General features: G+C 51.8%; 13 protein-coding genes, 2 tRNA genes and 4 rRNA genes. 7 read left to right on the top strand and 12 right to left on the bottom strand.

The genetic code is table 11. The annotated features are described in order from the left end of the window. Nucleotides 1-432 precede the first annotated feature (432 nt). The 4 genes from O1723_RS02305 (at nt 433) to O1723_RS02290 (ending at nt 4,586) form a co-directional block, all read left to right on the top strand. Entirely contained in the window at nt 433-1,458 is a 1,026-nt protein-coding gene (locus O1723_RS02305) for an amino acid ABC transporter substrate-binding protein (protein WP_014885451.1), read from the top strand. Nucleotides 1,459-1,525: 67 nt separating this feature from the next. Beyond that, nucleotides 1,526-2,707: an amino acid ABC transporter permease gene (locus O1723_RS02300; protein WP_014885452.1), complete on the top strand. Its 1,182-nt coding sequence runs from the start codon at nt 1,526-1,528 to the stop codon at nt 2,705-2,707. Between the two features lie 9 nt (nt 2,708-2,716). Then, nucleotides 2,717-3,820: an amino acid ABC transporter permease gene (locus tag O1723_RS02295; protein ID WP_014885453.1), complete on the top strand. Its 1,104-nt coding sequence runs from the start codon at nt 2,717-2,719 to the stop codon at nt 3,818-3,820. Nucleotides 3,821-3,827: 7 nt separating this feature from the next. Further along, entirely contained in the window at nt 3,828-4,586 is a 759-nt protein-coding gene (locus tag O1723_RS02290) for an amino acid ABC transporter ATP-binding protein (RefSeq protein WP_014885454.1), read from the top strand. A gap of 106 nt (nt 4,587-4,692) precedes the next feature. On the opposite strand, the gene rrf (O1723_RS02285) is transcribed toward O1723_RS02290, so the two are convergent. The 6 genes from rrf (O1723_RS02285) to O1723_RS02260 form a co-directional block, all read right to left on the bottom strand. After that, a 5S ribosomal RNA gene (rrf, locus tag O1723_RS02285) occupies nt 4,693-4,808 on the bottom strand. 43 nt (nt 4,809-4,851) lie between these two features. Beyond that, nucleotides 4,852-4,927, bottom strand: a tRNA-Thr gene (locus tag O1723_RS02280). Nucleotides 4,928-4,941: 14 nt separating this feature from the next. Continuing rightward, nucleotides 4,942-5,057: ribosomal RNA gene (rrf, locus tag O1723_RS02275) — 5S ribosomal RNA — on the bottom strand. 64 nt (nt 5,058-5,121) lie between these two features. Next, nucleotides 5,122-8,027, bottom strand: a 23S ribosomal RNA gene (locus O1723_RS02270). A 192-nt stretch (nt 8,028-8,219) separates the two neighbouring features. Further along, a tRNA-Glu gene (locus O1723_RS02265) sits at nt 8,220-8,295 on the bottom strand. A gap of 85 nt (nt 8,296-8,380) precedes the next feature. Continuing rightward, nucleotides 8,381-9,920 (bottom strand): 16S ribosomal RNA (locus tag O1723_RS02260). The 16S, 23S and 5S rRNA genes sit together here with 2 tRNA genes alongside, the layout of an rRNA operon. A gap of 472 nt (nt 9,921-10,392) precedes the next feature. On the opposite strand from O1723_RS02260, the gene O1723_RS02255 reads away from it, so the two are divergent. After that, complete coding sequence (locus tag O1723_RS02255) at nt 10,393-10,947, top strand: gamma carbonic anhydrase family protein (RefSeq protein WP_023337872.1); 555 nt, start codon at nt 10,393-10,395, stop codon at nt 10,945-10,947. On the opposite strand, the gene O1723_RS02250 is transcribed toward O1723_RS02255, so the two are convergent. The 6 genes from O1723_RS02250 to dprA are packed head-to-tail and all read right to left on the bottom strand — an operon-like array spanning nt 10,923 to nt 14,707. Next, complete coding sequence (locus O1723_RS02250; protein WP_023337873.1) at nt 10,923-11,171, bottom strand: DUF1488 family protein; 249 nt, start codon at nt 11,169-11,171, stop codon at nt 10,923-10,925. The two genes, O1723_RS02255 and O1723_RS02250, sit on opposite strands and share 25 nt — an antisense overlap. Beyond that, nucleotides 11,168-11,986: a shikimate dehydrogenase gene (aroE, locus tag O1723_RS02245; RefSeq protein ID WP_014885457.1), complete on the bottom strand. Its 819-nt coding sequence runs from the start codon at nt 11,984-11,986 to the stop codon at nt 11,168-11,170. The genes O1723_RS02250 and aroE overlap by 4 nt, the downstream gene beginning before the upstream one ends. Before the next feature lie 4 nt (nt 11,987-11,990). Next, nucleotides 11,991-12,563, bottom strand: coding sequence for an L-threonylcarbamoyladenylate synthase type 1 TsaC (tsaC, locus tag O1723_RS02240; RefSeq protein WP_023337875.1), 573 nt, complete (start codon nt 12,561-12,563; stop codon nt 11,991-11,993). After that, nucleotides 12,556-13,110: a DNA topoisomerase family protein gene (locus O1723_RS02235; RefSeq protein WP_023338824.1), complete on the bottom strand. Its 555-nt coding sequence runs from the start codon at nt 13,108-13,110 to the stop codon at nt 12,556-12,558. The genes tsaC and O1723_RS02235 overlap by 8 nt, the downstream gene beginning before the upstream one ends. Before the next feature lie 27 nt (nt 13,111-13,137). Then, entirely contained in the window at nt 13,138-13,611 is a 474-nt protein-coding gene (gene smg, locus O1723_RS02230; protein WP_008503477.1) for a DUF494 family protein Smg, read from the bottom strand. Next, a complete protein-coding gene (gene dprA, locus O1723_RS02225) occupies nt 13,583-14,707 on the bottom strand; it encodes a DNA-protecting protein DprA (protein WP_023337877.1) in 1,125 nt (374 codons plus the stop codon). The genes smg and dprA overlap by 29 nt, the downstream gene beginning before the upstream one ends. A gap of 128 nt (nt 14,708-14,835) precedes the next feature. On the opposite strand from dprA, the gene def reads away from it, so the two are divergent. Next, entirely contained in the window at nt 14,836-15,345 is a 510-nt protein-coding gene (gene def / locus O1723_RS02220) for a peptide deformylase (protein WP_006812188.1), read from the top strand. 25 nt (nt 15,346-15,370) lie between these two features. Further along, a complete protein-coding gene (fmt, locus tag O1723_RS02215) occupies nt 15,371-16,318 on the top strand; it encodes a methionyl-tRNA formyltransferase (RefSeq protein ID WP_023331437.1) in 948 nt (315 codons plus the stop codon). Nucleotides 16,319-16,328: the final 10 nt, after the last annotated feature.

Raw genomic sequence — 16,328 nt, 5'->3', positions numbered from 1 at the left:
AAAAAGTGCATTGTTTTCTAATAAGTAAAAAAATAGCCCCGTTTTTATTCAAGAAATTAATTCCCATCGACTGGCTATCACATCTTTTTAGTATATAAAAGTTTATTTCATATTTTATCGTGATGATTTTCACACATTAATCTTATTGAATACCCTGCCAATATTCACTTCAGAAACTATCTCTTGATTTATCTCATCCTCATCGAAACTTTTGCTCCGATTTGTGGCACAGGTTGTAATTTCGCACCGTTTCGGGGCATTCGTTTTATTTAAGCGTGTCTACACTCAGCATTAAGCGTTCTGTTATCACTTATTTTGTGGAACGCAAAACTGGCATTACGTTTGCTTTATAAACGTTGGCCAAAGCCACAGACAGGTTTAGCGCTTAAAAAGCGCTTCTATAACGATAAATTTCGCCACACAGGATGCATTATGAAAAAGACGATGATAGCCAGCCTGACCGCTGCAGGCATGTTGTTTGCCGTAGCGGGCCAGGCCCATGCGGGTACGACACTGGATGCCGTTAAAAAGAAAGGTTTTGTTCAATGTGGTATCAGTGATGGTCTGCCTGGCTTCTCATATGCCGATGCGAACGGCAAATTTACCGGTATTGATGTGGATGTCTGCCGCGGCGTCGCAGCTGCCGTTTTTGGGGATGACAGCAAAGTAAAATACACCCCGCTGACGGCGAAAGAACGCTTTACGGCGCTGCAATCCGGTGAAGTTGACATGCTCTCTCGTAATACCACCTGGACCTCCTCTCGTGATGCAGGTATGGGGATGTCATTTACCGGCGTGACCTATTATGACGGCATCGGATTCCTGACCCACAATAAAGCGGGCCTGAAAAGTGCCAAAGAACTGGATGGCGCCACCGTATGTATCCAGGCGGGTACGGATACTGAGCTGAACGTCGCGGATTATTTCAAAGCCAATAAGATGAAATACACCCCTGTGACGTTTGATCGCTCGGATGAATCAGCCAAAGCACTGGAATCCGGCCGTTGCGACACGCTGGCCTCTGACCAGTCACAGCTGTATGCCTTACGTATTAAGCTGAGCAACCCGGCAGAATGGATTGTGCTGCCAGAAGTGATCTCCAAAGAACCTCTCGGACCTGTTGTTCGTCGTGGTGATGAAGACTGGTTCTCCATTGTTCGCTGGACCCTGTTTGCCATGCTGAACGCGGAAGAGATGGGCATCAACTCGAAAAACGTTGATGAGAAAGCCGCTAATCCATCCAACCCGGATATGGCTCACCTGCTCGGTAAAGAGGGTGATTTCGGCAAGGATCTGAAGCTGGATAACAAGTGGGCTTACAACATCATCAAGCAGGTGGGTAACTATTCTGAGATCTTTGAGCGCAACGTGGGATCGGAAAGCCCGCTGAAGATCAAACGCGGCCAGAACAATCTCTGGAATAACGGCGGCATTCAGTACGCGCCACCAGTACGTTAAGTCAAAGCTGTAACGGGCACTGCTCAGGCGGTGCCCAGTCCAGAGTCATGGTTACTGAGGTTTCTTTATGTCCCATCGCCGCTCAGCCGTAAAAGGAACGCTATCCTTTTCTCATCCCGCGGTCCGCGCCTGGCTATTCCAGATCATTGCTATTGTTGCGGTTGTTCTCATCGCCGTGTATCTCATCCATAACACCATCACCAACCTGAATAACCGCGGTATTACCTCCGGTTTTGCGTTCCTGGATCGCAGTGCAGGGTTTGGTATTGTTCAGCATCTTATTGATTATGAGGAAGGTGACACGTACGGACGCGTGTTTGTGGTCGGTTTACTGAATACGCTGCTGGTATCGGCGCTTTGTATTGTCTTCGCCTCGATATTGGGTTTCTTTATTGGCCTGGCTCGTCTTTCTGAAAACTGGCTCCTGCGGAAGCTTTCAACCTTTTATATTGAGACTTTCCGCAACATCCCACCGCTGCTGCAGATCTTTTTCTGGTATTTCGCGGTCCTGCGTAACCTTCCTGGCCCCCGCCAGGCCGTCGATGCGTTTGAGCTGTTTTTCCTGAGTAATCGTGGGCTATACATTCCCTCTCCGCAGTTCGCCGAAGGGCTTTACGCCTTCATCGTCGCAGTTATTATTGCGATCGCCATTTCTGTGGGGCTGTTCCGTTATAACCGCAAGCACCAGATTAAAACAGGGCAGCTTCGTAAAACATGGCCCGTTGGCGCTGCGCTAATTGTTGGCTTACCGTTAGTCGCTCACTGGCTTTTTGGTGCGGCTTTGCACTGGGATATCCCCCATCTGCGCGGGTTCAATTTCCAGGGCGGGATGGTGTTAATTCCTGAACTGGCAGCACTCACGCTGGCGCTCTCGATTTATACCTCCGCATTTATTGCAGAAATCATTCGCTCCGGGATCCAGGCGGTGCCTTACGGACAGCACGAGGCGGCGCGTTCACTTGGTTTACCGAATACCGTGACGCTGCGCCAGGTCATTATTCCCCAGGCCCTGCGGGTAATCATTCCGCCACTGACCAGTCAATATCTCAACATTGTCAAAAACTCATCGCTGGCCGCCGCGATTGGTTACCCGGATATGGTGTCTCTCTTCGCCGGCACCGTGCTTAACCAGACCGGACAAGCTATAGAAACCATTGCCATCACCATGTCTGTCTATCTGATCATCAGTCTGGCGATTTCATTGCTGATGAACCTTTATAACCGCCGTATTGCACTGGTCGAGCGCTAAGGATTTATGATGTCGAAAGCGATACTGTCGCACTCCTCGCGTCCAGCCAGCACAACCGGTGGACGTTTCATTATCTGGGCACGTAAGAACCTGTTCTCCAGCTGGAGCAACAGCCTGCTGACAATAGTCTGCCTGTGGTTGATGTGGGAACTGATCCCGCCGCTACTCAACTGGGCATTCCTGCAGGCGAACTGGGTGGGTTCCACGCGTGCCGACTGTACGAAAGCGGGCGCATGCTGGGTGTTTATTCACGAGCGTTTTGGCCAGTTCATGTATGGATTGTATCCTCATGAACAGCGCTGGCGGATTAATCTGGCGCTGGTTATCGGTCTGCTTTCCATCGCCGTAATGTTCTGGAAAAAGCTACCTCATCGCGGACGCTATATTGCCGGCTGGGCTGTGGCGTATCCCATTATTGTTTGGGTGTTGTTGTATGGCGGCTTCCTGGGGCTGGAACGCGTTGAAACACGCCAGTGGGGCGGTCTGACGCTGACGTTGATTATCGCTTCTGTGGGGATAGCTGGCGCTCTGCCGTGGGGCATTTTACTCGCTCTGGGTCGTCGTTCAACAATGCCGGTCGTGCGTGTGCTCTCCGTGATCTTCATTGAGTTCTGGCGTGGCGTACCACTGATCACCGTATTGTTTATGTCTTCGGTCATGCTGCCGCTGTTTATGGCAGAAGGTACAACGATCGACAAACTGATTCGTGCCCTGGTCGGGGTGATTCTGTTTCAGTCTGCCTATGTCGCTGAAGTTGTGCGTGGTGGCCTGCAGGCGTTACCTAAAGGCCAGTACGAAGCAGCGGAATCACTGGCTCTCGGATACTGGAAAACGCAGGGGTTGGTCATCCTTCCACAAGCACTCAAGCTGGTGATCCCGGGCCTGGTCAACACGATCATTGCCCTCTTCAAAGATACCAGCCTGGTCATCATCATCGGATTGTTCGATCTCTTTAGCAGCGTGCAGCAGGCAACCGTTGACCCTGCCTGGCTGGGCATGTCCACCGAGGGATATGTCTTTGCTGCTCTGATCTACTGGATCTTTTGTTTTAGCATGTCGCGCTACAGCCAGCACCTGGAAAAGCGCTTTAACACCGGGCGTACACCGCACTGAGGAAATTATGAGCCAAATTACTATGACACCCGCCGACGCGATGATTACGCTGGAAAATGTGAATAAATGGTATGGACAGTTTCATGTCCTGAAAGACATTAATCTCAAGGTAAAGCAAGGCGAACGAATCGTTCTTTGCGGCCCTTCCGGTTCAGGTAAATCGACAACCATTCGCTGTATCAACCATCTTGAAGAGCATCAGCAGGGACGCATTGTGGTTGATGGTATCGAGCTGAATGAAGATATTCGCAATATCGAACGCGTTCGCCAGGAAGTGGGGATGGTATTTCAGCACTTTAATCTATTTCCTCACCTGACCGTTCTGCAGAACTGTACGCTTGCGCCGATTTGGGTACGAAAGATGCCGAAACAGGAAGCGGAGGCGTTGGCAATGCATTACCTCGAACGCGTACGTATTGCAGAGCACGCCAATAAGTTTCCCGGCCAGATCTCAGGCGGACAACAGCAGCGTGTGGCTATCGCCCGTTCGCTATGCATGAAACCCAAAATTATGCTGTTTGACGAACCGACATCTGCGCTGGATCCGGAAATGGTGAAAGAAGTGCTGGATACTATGATTGGGCTGGCGCAATCCGGGATGACGATGTTGTGCGTGACGCATGAGATGGGTTTTGCCAGAACGGTGGCAGACCGGGTGATCTTTATGGACCGCGGTGAGATCGTTGAACAGGCCCCACCGGATGAGTTCTTTGCGCATCCGAAGTCGGAACGTACGCGTGCATTCCTGTCGCAGGTGATTCATTAGTCATTTGCTTTGCCGGGTGGAGGCTTTGCCTTACCCGGCCTACCGTTTTTTCTTCACATAAACGCAAAAAGGCCATCCTTTCGGATGGCCTTTTCACTTATTTGATGTCTGGCAGTTCCCTACTCTCACATGGGGAGACCCCACACTACCATCGGCGCTACGGCGTTTCACTTCTGAGTTCGGCATGGGGTCAGGTGGGACCACCGCGCTAAAGCCGCCAGACAAATTCTTTTACTTCTTGCCGAACTTTAACCTAAGTATAAAGTGGTGCTGATACCCAGAGTCGAACTGGGGACCTCACCCTTACCAAGGGTGCGCTCTACCAACTGAGCCATATCAGCACACTAAATTTGATGCCTGGCAGTTCCCTACTCTCACATGGGGAGACCCCACACTACCATCGGCGCTACGGCGTTTCACTTCTGAGTTCGGCATGGGGTCAGGTGGGACCACCGCGCTAAAGCCGCCAGGCAAATTCTGTTATCTGTATCAGGCTGAAAATCGTCTCTCACCGCCAAAACAGCTTCGGCGTTGTAAGGTTAAGCCTCACGGTTCATTAGTATCGGTTAGCTCAACGCATCGCTGCGCTTACACACCCGACCTATCAACGTCGTCGTCTTCAACGTTCCTTCAGGAGACTTAAAGTCTCAGGGAGAACTCATCTCGGGGCAAGTTTCGTGCTTAGATGCTTTCAGCACTTATCTCTTCCGCATTTAGCTACCGGGCAGTGCCATTGGCATGACAACCCGAACACCAGTGATGCGTCCACTCCGGTCCTCTCGTACTAGGAGCAGCCCCCCTCAATTCTCCAGCGCCCACGGCAGATAGGGACCGAACTGTCTCACGACGTTCTAAACCCAGCTCGCGTACCACTTTAAATGGCGAACAGCCATACCCTTGGGACCTACTTCAGCCCCAGGATGTGATGAGCCGACATCGAGGTGCCAAACACCGCCGTCGATATGAACTCTTGGGCGGTATCAGCCTGTTATCCCCGGAGTACCTTTTATCCGTTGAGCGATGGCCCTTCCATTCAGAACCACCGGATCACTATGACCTGCTTTCGCACCTGCTCGAGCCGTCACTCTCGCAGTCAAGCTAGCTTATGCCATTGCACTAACCTCCTGATGTCCGACCAGGATTAGCTAACCTTCGTGCTCCTCCGTTACTCTTTGGGAGGAGACCGCCCCAGTCAAACTACCCACCAGACACTGTCCGCAACCCGGATTACGGGTCTACGTTAGAACACCAGCCATTAAAGGGTGGTATTTCAAGGTCGGCTCCACGCAGACTGGCGTCCACGCTTCAAAGCCTCCCACCTATCCTACACATCAAGGACCAGTGTTCAGTGTCAAGCTATAGTAAAGGTTCACGGGGTCTTTCCGTCTTGCCGCGGGTACACTGCATCTTCACAGCGAGTTCAATTTCACTGAGTCTCGGGTGGAGACAGCCTGGCCATCATTACGCCATTCGTGCAGGTCGGAACTTACCCGACAAGGAATTTCGCTACCTTAGGACCGTTATAGTTACGGCCGCCGTTTACCGGGGCTTCGATCAAGAGCTTCGCGTTACCGCTAACCCCATCAATTAACCTTCCGGCACCGGGCAGGCGTCACACCGTATACGTCCACTTTCGTGTTTGCACAGTGCTGTGTTTTTAATAAACAGTTGCAGCCAGCTGGTATCTTCGACTGATTTCAACTCCACCCGCAGGGGCTTCACCTACATATCAGCGTGCCTTCTCCCGAAGTTACGGCACCATTTTGCCTAGTTCCTTCACCCGAGTTCTCTCAAGCGCCTTGGTATTCTCTACCTGACCACCTGTGTCGGTTTGGGGTACGATTTCGTGTTACCTGATGCTTAGAGGCTTTTCCTGGAAGCAGGGCATTTGTTACTTCAGCACCGTAGTGCCTCGTCATCACACCTCAGCGTTAATAAGGTACCGGATTTACCTGGAACCTCCGCCTACATGCTTAAACCGGGACAACCGTCGCCCGGCTAACATAGCCTTCTCCGTCCCCCCTTCGCAGTAACACCAAGTACAGGAATATTAACCTGTTTCCCATCGACTACGCCTTTCGGCCTCGCCTTAGGGGTCGACTCACCCTGCCCCGATTAACGTTGGACAGGAACCCTTGGTCTTCCGGCGAGCGGGCTTTTCACCCGCTTTATCGTTACTTATGTCAGCATTCGCACTTCTGATACCTCCAGCAACCCTCACAGGCCACCTTCAACGGCTTACAGAACGCTCCCCTACCCAACAACGCATAAGCGTCGCTGCCGCAGCTTCGGTGCATGGTTTAGCCCCGTTACATCTTCCGCGCAGGCCGACTCGACCAGTGAGCTATTACGCTTTCTTTAAATGATGGCTGCTTCTAAGCCAACATCCTGGCTGTCTGTGCCTTCCCACATCGTTTCCCACTTAACCATGACTTTGGGACCTTAGCTGGCGGTCTGGGTTGTTTCCCTCTTCACGACGGACGTTAGCACCCGCCGTGTGTCTCCCGTGATAACATTCTTCGGTATTCGTAGTTTGCATCGGGTTGGTAAGCCGGGATGGCCCCCTAGCCGAAACAGTGCTCTACCCCCGAAGATGAGTTCACGAGGCGCTACCTAAATAGCTTTCGGGGAGAACCAGCTATCTCCCGGTTTGATTGGCCTTTCACCCCCAGCCACAGGTCATCCGCTAATTTTTCAACATTAGTCGGTTCGGTCCTCCAGTTAGTGTTACCCAACCTTCAACCTGCCCATGGCTAGATCACCGGGTTTCGGGTCTATACCCTGCAACTTAACGCCCAGTTAAGACTCGGTTTCCCTTCGGCTCCCCTATACGGTTAACCTTGCTACAGAATATAAGTCGCTGACCCATTATACAAAAGGTACGCAGTCACCTAACAAGTAGGCTCCCACTGCTTGTACGTACACGGTTTCAGGTTCTTTTTCACTCCCCTCGCCGGGGTTCTTTTCGCCTTTCCCTCACGGTACTGGTTCACTATCGGTCAGTCAGGAGTATTTAGCCTTGGAGGATGGTCCCCCCATATTCAGACAGGATACCACGTGTCCCGCCCTACTCTTCGAGTTCACAACCTGTGCATTTTCGTGTACGGGACTATCACCCTGTACCGTCGGACTTTCCAGACCGTTCCACTAACACACAAGCTGATTCAGACTCCGGGCTGCTCCCCGTTCGCTCGCCGCTACTGGGGGAATCTCGGTTGATTTCTTTTCCTCGGGGTACTTAGATGTTTCAGTTCCCCCGGTTCGCCTCGTTAACCTATGTATTCAGTTATCGATAGTGTGTCGAAACACACTGGGTTTCCCCATTCGGACATCGCCGGGTCAAAGGTTCATATCACCTCGCCGGCGCTTTTCGCAGATTAGCACGTCCTTCATCGCCTCTGACTGCCAGGGCATCCACCGTGTACGCTTAGTCGCTTAACCTCACAACCCGAAGATGTTTCTTTCGATTCACCATCGGTTTGCGAAAATTTGAGAGACTCGAACACACATTAACTGTGTGTCGTTTCAATTTTCAGCTTGATCCAGATTTTTAAAGAGCAAATATCTCAAACGTCACCCGAAGATGAGTTTTGAGATACGGGGGTCGGCGACTTTCACTCACGAACCAGCAAGTGGCGTCCCCTAGGGGATTCGAACCCCTGTTACCGCCGTGAAAGGGCGGTGTCCTGGGCCTCTAGACGAAGGGGACACTGAAGTCTCAATCGCAAGACGCCTTGCTATTTACTTTTCATCAGACAATCTGTGTGAGCACTACAAAGGCAGGTTCTTTAAGGTAAGGAGGTGATCCAACCGCAGGTTCCCCTACGGTTACCTTGTTACGACTTCACCCCAGTCATGAATCACAAAGTGGTAAGCGCCCTCCCGAAGGTTAAGCTACCTACTTCTTTTGCAACCCACTCCCATGGTGTGACGGGCGGTGTGTACAAGGCCCGGGAACGTATTCACCGTAGCATTCTGATCTACGATTACTAGCGATTCCGACTTCATGGAGTCGAGTTGCAGACTCCAATCCGGACTACGACGCACTTTATGAGGTCCGCTTGCTCTCGCGAGGTCGCTTCTCTTTGTATGCGCCATTGTAGCACGTGTGTAGCCCTACTCGTAAGGGCCATGATGACTTGACGTCATCCCCACCTTCCTCCAGTTTATCACTGGCAGTCTCCTTTGAGTTCCCGGCCGGACCGCTGGCAACAAAGGATAAGGGTTGCGCTCGTTGCGGGACTTAACCCAACATTTCACAACACGAGCTGACGACAGCCATGCAGCACCTGTCTCAGAGTTCCCGAAGGCACCAATCCATCTCTGGAAAGTTCTCTGGATGTCAAGAGTAGGTAAGGTTCTTCGCGTTGCATCGAATTAAACCACATGCTCCACCGCTTGTGCGGGCCCCCGTCAATTCATTTGAGTTTTAACCTTGCGGCCGTACTCCCCAGGCGGTCGACTTAACGCGTTAGCTCCGGAAGCCACGCCTCAAGGGCACAACCTCCAAGTCGACATCGTTTACGGCGTGGACTACCAGGGTATCTAATCCTGTTTGCTCCCCACGCTTTCGCACCTGAGCGTCAGTCTTTGTCCAGGGGGCCGCCTTCGCCACCGGTATTCCTCCAGATCTCTACGCATTTCACCGCTACACCTGGAATTCTACCCCCCTCTACAAGACTCTAGCCTGCCAGTTTCGAATGCAGTTCCCAGGTTGAGCCCGGGGATTTCACATCCGACTTGACAGACCGCCTGCGTGCGCTTTACGCCCAGTAATTCCGATTAACGCTTGCACCCTCCGTATTACCGCGGCTGCTGGCACGGAGTTAGCCGGTGCTTCTTCTGCGGGTAACGTCAATTGCTGTGGTTATTAACCACAACACCTTCCTCCCCGCTGAAAGTACTTTACAACCCGAAGGCCTTCTTCATACACGCGGCATGGCTGCATCAGGCTTGCGCCCATTGTGCAATATTCCCCACTGCTGCCTCCCGTAGGAGTCTGGACCGTGTCTCAGTTCCAGTGTGGCTGGTCATCCTCTCAGACCAGCTAGGGATCGTCGCCTAGGTGAGCCGTTACCCCACCTACTAGCTAATCCCATCTGGGCACATCTGATGGCAAGAGGCCCGAAGGTCCCCCTCTTTGGTCTTGCGACGTTATGCGGTATTAGCTACCGTTTCCAGTAGTTATCCCCCTCCATCAGGCAGTTTCCCAGACATTACTCACCCGTCCGCCACTCGTCACCCGAGAGCAAGCTCTCTGTGCTACCGTTCGACTTGCATGTGTTAGGCCTGCCGCCAGCGTTCAATCTGAGCCATGATCAAACTCTTCAATTTAAGTTTGATGCTCGTGAATTAAACTTCGTAATGAATTACGTATGTTCACTCAGAGACTTGGTATTCATTTTTCGTCCGAGGACGTTAAGAATCCATGTCACTTTGAGTGCCCACACAGATTGTCTGATAAATTGTTAAAGAGCAGTTGCAACGCGGCTTTCGCTCACCGTTGCGAGGTGGCGTATATTACGCTTTCCTCTTTCAGAGTCAACCCGTTATTTCAGGATTTTTTCTCTTCAACCGACCGGGTTATCTGTGAAGTGATTCACATCTGCCGTGTCGATGGAGGCGCATTATAGGGATCCCATTTTTTAGCACAAGTATTTTTTAGATCTTTTTTTCCAACTGCTGATTTTCCGCGCTTTTCGCTGAAATCCCGCCCGATCTGCTTAAATATTGACGTATTTTGCCTTGCCTCGATCCCATAATATGATCAAAGTCTTCTGTCTAGCGCTCATCCTTAGAGGTAGTTATGTCTACTGTATTACGTCCTTATAAAGATCTGTTCCCCAAACAAGGCGATCGCGTGATGATCGATGCCAGCAGCGTAGTCGTAGGTGATGTCCGACTGGCTGATGATGTCAGTATCTGGCCACTCGTTGCCATCAGGGGAGACGTTAACTCTGTGTCGATTGGCGCACGTACCAATATTCAGGACGGCAGCGTTCTGCATGTCACGCACAAATCCTCTTATAACCCGGAAGGTAATCCACTCATTATTGGAGAGGATGTCACCGTTGGTCACAAAGTGATGCTTCACGGCTGCACTATAGGAAATCGCGTACTTGTTGGCATGGGATCGATTTTGCTGGATGGCGTCATAGTAGAAGATGACGTAATGATTGGTGCCGGTAGCCTGGTCCCGCAGAACAAACGGCTGGAGAGCGGCTATCTCTATCTGGGTAGCCCTGTAAAACAGATCCGCCCCCTGAAGGAGGCAGAGATCGAAGGATTAAAATACTCGGCGAACAACTACGTTAAATGGAAGAATGACTATCTGGATCAGGATAACCAGACCCAGCCCTGATCGTCTTCCTGCTGGTCGCGGATTAAATCGCTGGCTTCTTCTTCAAGATCCCAGCGATTTTCACAAAATATGTCTAAAGGATCTGAACCGCCAAAACGACGTAGCAGCGTTTCCCTATGAATGGCACAGGTAAGTTGCATCCCCTGCACCAGCACCGGGAAGCAGACTGCTTGTTTATCCTCATCCCAGCTCTCTCTGTCCGGGAAGTGAATAGCCTGATTCACGCCGAAAGCTCCTGCTTTAACTTTTCTATCACCGGCTCGACTGCAGGTAACACCCCATGCCAGAGCAGCACCGCATGCGCAGCCTGGCCCACCAGCATCCCCAGCCCATCGGCTAACTGTTTCGCGCCATGTTCTTCACACCACATAAGGAAGGGTGTCTTCCCTTTCTGGTAAAACATGTCATAGAAGTACATATGAGAGTTGATAAGAGAAACGGGGATTGCCGGGATCTCACCATTAATGCCGCTGGACGTGGCATTGATGACCAGATCAAATTCACGGTCTTCGAGATCCTCAAGCGCGATGGCGCTCACGCTACCGGTATGGGCAAACAACGCCGCCAGCGCTTCTGCCCTGGAAAAGGTTCTGTTGGTAATGGTCACTGCACAGTCCAGTGAAAGCAGGGGCAACAGCACGCCCCGCGATGCACCACCCGCACCAATCAGCAGAACCCGGAAACCAGGCTTGATAAACGAAAGTCTTTCCAGATCGCTCAGTAAACCAATCCCGTCAGTGTTGTCACCCAGAAGGCGGCCATCCTCAAGCCGTTTTAAGGTATTTACTGCACCAGCAAGTGAAGCACGCTCGGTCAGTTCGTCTGCACGTTCAAATGCCTCTTCTTTAAAGGGAACCGTCACATTCGCCCCTTTGCCGCCCGCAGCGAAAAACGCCTCGAGCGTTGGGATAAATGCATCAACCGGTGCCAGCACGCGACCGTAAGGGTGATCTATCTGCAACTGTTCCGCAAATTGCTGATGGATCAAGGGTGACTTACTGTGCGCAATCGGGTTACCAAAAACAGCATAAGTTTCCATGAGATTACCCCTGACGAAAACGTTCACCGGTTAATGCGTCGCGAATTTCGGACGGATTCAGGCGCCCTCCCGTCTCGCCGGCAGCAACCGGGAAATCATTCCCGAACTGTGCCAGCACTTCTTCGGTTGTCCGGCACGGAGGTAACCCGGTCAGATTCGCGCTGGTTGAAACCAGTGGTTTACCAAACGCCACACAAAGCTCAACCACCAGCGGATGGTCGGTGACGCGCACCGCCAGCGAATCAAACCTTCCGGTTAACCAGCGCGGTGTTGTCGGCTGGGCCGGGAAAACGAAGGTCACCGGTCCAGGCCATACGGAGAAGATGGCTTCACGCTGGGCCGGGGTAAGCATGGAATCATCAATGTAAGGTTTAAGCTGCTCATAATTGGCCGCGATTAAAATCAGTCCTTTTTCGACAGGCCGTTGCTTAAGTGCCAGCAATCGGCCAACGGCCGTCTCACTGTCAGGATCGCAACCGACCCCAAAAACAGCTTCAGTTGGATAAGCGATGACTTCTTCTTTTTTCAGTACGTCCACTGCATACGCAATGGAACCTGATGGCAGGTTATTATTCACTGTTTTGATCCGCCGGAACCGGCTTTCCACATTGTTTACTGGCGCAGAAGCGTTTAATGCCTTGCGCGGTTTTCTTCTCGATGAGTAGCGGATAATGGCAATGCACGCAGATACCCGCTACCGGTTTGAAATTGATAACGAACTGGCAGTCAGGGTAACGATCGCAGGAATGGAAAGTCTTACCAAAACGAGAACGACGCTGTACCAGTTGACCACGTTGGCACTGAGGACAGGCAATAGCCGTTTCATCTGGCTTATCAATTTGTTCTGTATGCTCACATTCCGGATAACGGCTACAGCCAATAAACATACCGAACCGCCCCTGACGCAACGCTAATTCACCACCACAGGCAGGACATAACTGCCCCTCCAGAATTTTGACGATATGTCCATCCGCCTGGCTTTTAAGAGGACGGACATAATCACATTCCGGATAGTGTGAACAACCGAGAAACGGACCGTGTTTCCCGGACCGAATAACAAGTTCAGCCCCGCACTGCGGGCAGGGCTCGTTTTTATGCACCGTAAATAGTGCGGATTTGGCCATAACAACTCTTGGTGCTGCACATTTGAATTAATGCAGCATACCTTCATTCACTTCAAAGAGTAATTCTTCCATTTGCTGATAGGCATTTTCACAACCCGGGATATTAAACAGAACCATCAGGATCACCCATTTGAGATCTTCCAGTTCAAATTCTGCCGTATCCAGCGCCATGACGCGCTCTATCACCATTTCTCTCGTTTCGAGGTTTAGCACCTGAATCTGCTCAAGGAATAAGATGAATCCCCGGCAGCTGGCATCCAGCCTTTCACACTCTTCAGCGGTATAGATGCGTACTGACAATGGGTCAGAAGCAAGCTGCATCGGTTCGGCGAGGCCTTCCTGATAATCAGCCAGTTTTTCCAGCCACATCAACGCATTATAGATATCTTCCCGCTCAAACCCCGCATCGGTAAGATCCTGTGTCAATTTGTCCTGATCCACTCGCATTTCTGCTTCGTTATGGATGTAAGTCTCAAACAAATACATCAGTACGTCGAACATGGCATGCCCTCCTTAATCGGACATAGCCGCCGGGTACAGCTGCGATCCACCCTGCTAACTCCAGTTCGAGTAGCTGTGCTACCGTTACTGGCACAGGTTGGCCGGCACGTTCAGCGACAACGTCAACAGGTGTTACCTCATCTCCTACGTTAGCCAGGAGCTTAGGAAATGGCAATGCCACCTTTCCCTGATCTGACGAATAATGTCGCTTTTCGGGATCTTCCTGCAGCCATTGCAACCCATGTTGCAAATTTTCAAGAATATCCCCTACCTCGGTTACCGGCGTTGCGCCCTGCTTTATCAGCCAGTGTGGCCCTTCGCAGCCGGGGTTACCTATCGGACCGGGCAAGGCGAAAACCTCCCGCCCCTGCTCAAGTGCGCACCGGGCCGTGACCAGAGAGCCGCTTCGCACTGCCGCTTCAACGACCAAGACGCCCTGGCTTAACCCGCTGATAATCCGATTACGGCGCGGAAAGTTTGCCGGTCGGGGCTGTGCCGAGAGAGGAAACTCAGACACTATCGCCCCGTCAGATTCAATAATCTGCATCGCCAGAGCCTGATGCCGACGGGGATAAACGCTAAACAGGCCGTTCCCCAGCACGGCCACGCTACGTCCTTTTGCGGACAGCGCAGCGTGATGGGCGACACCGTCAATACCGCAGGCCAACCCACTGGTGATTGTGAAACCGCTTTGTGAAAGCTGTTCGCACAGGATTTTCCCCCACCGCTCACCGTACCATGACGGCGCCCGACTCCCCACCACAGCCAGTTGGACAGTATTAAGTGTCGCTAAGTTACCTTTTACACATAATGCCCCAGGATAATCGGGAATCGTTCGCAGCAAAGGGGGATAAAAGGGATGGTTTGCCGTCAACAAATGATTTCCCGGCATTTCAAGCCACTTAAGGCTTCGCTCCAGTTCACTTTCCTCTAAGGCAAAGAACCGGCTAGCCTGTTTTGCTGACAGCCCGGCGTCTATGACAGCAGGAACATCTATATTTGTCTGCTTGAGCAACCGTGCAGCGGCTTCCAGCATCCCATCACCACACAGAGAACCCGTGTGGATAAGCCGTAACCATATCTCGGTAGACGTCATCCTTTCCCCCTGCCATAAGCGGCCTGCGCAATCATTGCGATTGGTCACTGATGCTGTCAATCGACCGGGGATTTGTCTAGAATAGAAGTAATATTCTTATCAACTCCTGAACACGACTCTGGAAATTTATGGCAGTTTTGCAAGTGTTACATATTCCGGACGAGCGCCTTCGCATCGTCGCTGAACCGGTTAAAGAAGTGAATGCAGAAATTCAGCGTATCGTCGATGATATGTTCGATACCATGTACGCTGAAGAAGGCATTGGCCTGGCGGCGACCCAGGTAGACATTCACAAGCGTATTATCGTGATCGACGTTTCTGAAAATCGCGATGAGCGTCTGGTGCTGATTAACCCTGAGTTGCTTGAAAAGAGCGGCGAAACGGGTATCGAGGAAGGCTGTTTGTCCATTCCTGAACAACGCGCTTTGGTGCCACGTGCCGAAAAAGTGAAAATTCGCGCCCTGGATCGTGACGGTAATCCGTTCGAACTGGAAGCAGACGACCTGCTGGCGATTTGTATTCAGCATGAGATGGATCATCTGGTCGGTAAACTGTTTATCGATTACCTCTCGCCGCTGAAACAGCAGCGTATTCGTCAGAAAGTAGAAAAACTGGATCGTTTGCGCTCTCGCGCATAACGTCCCCCCGGATACAAGGATCATCGTGTCTAAAACACTACGTATTATCTTCGCGGGAACCCCTGATTTTGCAGCGCGTCATCTTGACGCGCTGTTATCTTCTGGTCACCAGGTTGTTGGCGTCTTTACCCAGCCGGACCGCCCGGCAGGTCGCGGTAAAAAACTGATGCCGAGCCCCGTAAAGGTGCTGGCAGAAGAGCATGGGCTACCCGTTTTCCAGCCCGCCTCCTTACGCCCTCAGGAAAACCAGCAGCTGGTTGCTGACCTGAATGCCGACGTAATGGTGGTGGTGGCGTATGGTTTAATTCTGCCAAAAGCCGTGCTTGATATGCCTCGCCTGGGCTGTATCAACGTGCATGGTTCCCTGCTCCCGCGTTGGCGTGGTGCGGCACCTATACAGCGCTCCCTGTGGGCGGGTGATGCTGAAACCGGCGTGACAATCATGAAGATGGATGTAGGTTTAGACACGGGCGACATGCTGTATAAGTTGACGTGTCCCATTACGGCAGAAGATACCAGCGCTACGCTGTATGACAAGCTGGCAGATCTCGGCCCACAAGGGCTCATTAAGACCTTACAGCAGCTTGCTGACAATACGGCGAAGCCTGAGGTTCAGGATGAGTCTCTCGTCACCTACGCCGAAAAACTGAGCAAAGAAGAAGCCCGGATCGACTGGTCTCTCTCCGCCGCTCAACTTGAACGCTGCATCCGCGCCTTCAATCCATGGCCAATGAGCTGGCTGATGATTGATGAGCAGCCCGTGAAAGTCTGGAAAGCGTCAGTGATAAACAGCGTCACAGCAGCTGAACCCGGTACGATTATCGACGCCAGCAAGAACGGAATTCAGGTTGCGACTGCAGAAGGGATCCTGAATCTTGAGTCGTTACAACCGGCCGGTAAGAAAGCCATGAGTGCACAGGATCTGTTAAATTCCCGTCGCGAATGGTTTATACCGGGCAATCGCCTTGCCTGATCCAATATTT

The organism is Enterobacter cloacae complex sp. HYC080_NIDB (assembly GCF_056673325.1).
The sequence above is the reverse complement of the archived record's forward strand: the minus strand, read 5'-3'. Positions and strand labels throughout refer to the sequence as shown.

What these genes read in the sequence shown, in the direction of transcription:
- O1723_RS02305 (WP_014885451.1), top strand. Translation starts at nt 433, where the DNA reads ATGAAAAAGACGATGATAGCCAGCCTGACCGCTGCAGGCATGTTGTTT.
- O1723_RS02300 (WP_014885452.1), top strand. Translation starts at nt 1,526, where the DNA reads ATGTCCCATCGCCGCTCAGCCGTAAAAGGAACGCTATCCTTTTCTCAT.
- O1723_RS02295 (WP_014885453.1), top strand. Translation starts at nt 2,717, where the DNA reads ATGTCGAAAGCGATACTGTCGCACTCCTCGCGTCCAGCCAGCACAACC.
- O1723_RS02290 (WP_014885454.1), top strand. Translation starts at nt 3,828, where the DNA reads ATGAGCCAAATTACTATGACACCCGCCGACGCGATGATTACGCTGGAA.
- O1723_RS02255 (WP_023337872.1), top strand. Translation starts at nt 10,393, where the DNA reads ATGTCTACTGTATTACGTCCTTATAAAGATCTGTTCCCCAAACAAGGC.
- aroE (WP_014885457.1), bottom strand. Translation starts at nt 11,986, where the DNA reads ATGGAAACTTATGCTGTTTTTGGTAACCCGATTGCGCACAGTAAGTCA.
- O1723_RS02235 (WP_023338824.1), bottom strand. Translation starts at nt 13,110, where the DNA reads ATGGCCAAATCCGCACTATTTACGGTGCATAAAAACGAGCCCTGCCCG.
- smg (WP_008503477.1), bottom strand. Translation starts at nt 13,611, where the DNA reads ATGTTCGACGTACTGATGTATTTGTTTGAGACTTACATCCATAACGAA.
- dprA (WP_023337877.1), bottom strand. Translation starts at nt 14,707, where the DNA reads ATGACGTCTACCGAGATATGGTTACGGCTTATCCACACGGGTTCTCTG.
- def (WP_006812188.1), top strand. Translation starts at nt 14,836, where the DNA reads ATGGCAGTTTTGCAAGTGTTACATATTCCGGACGAGCGCCTTCGCATC.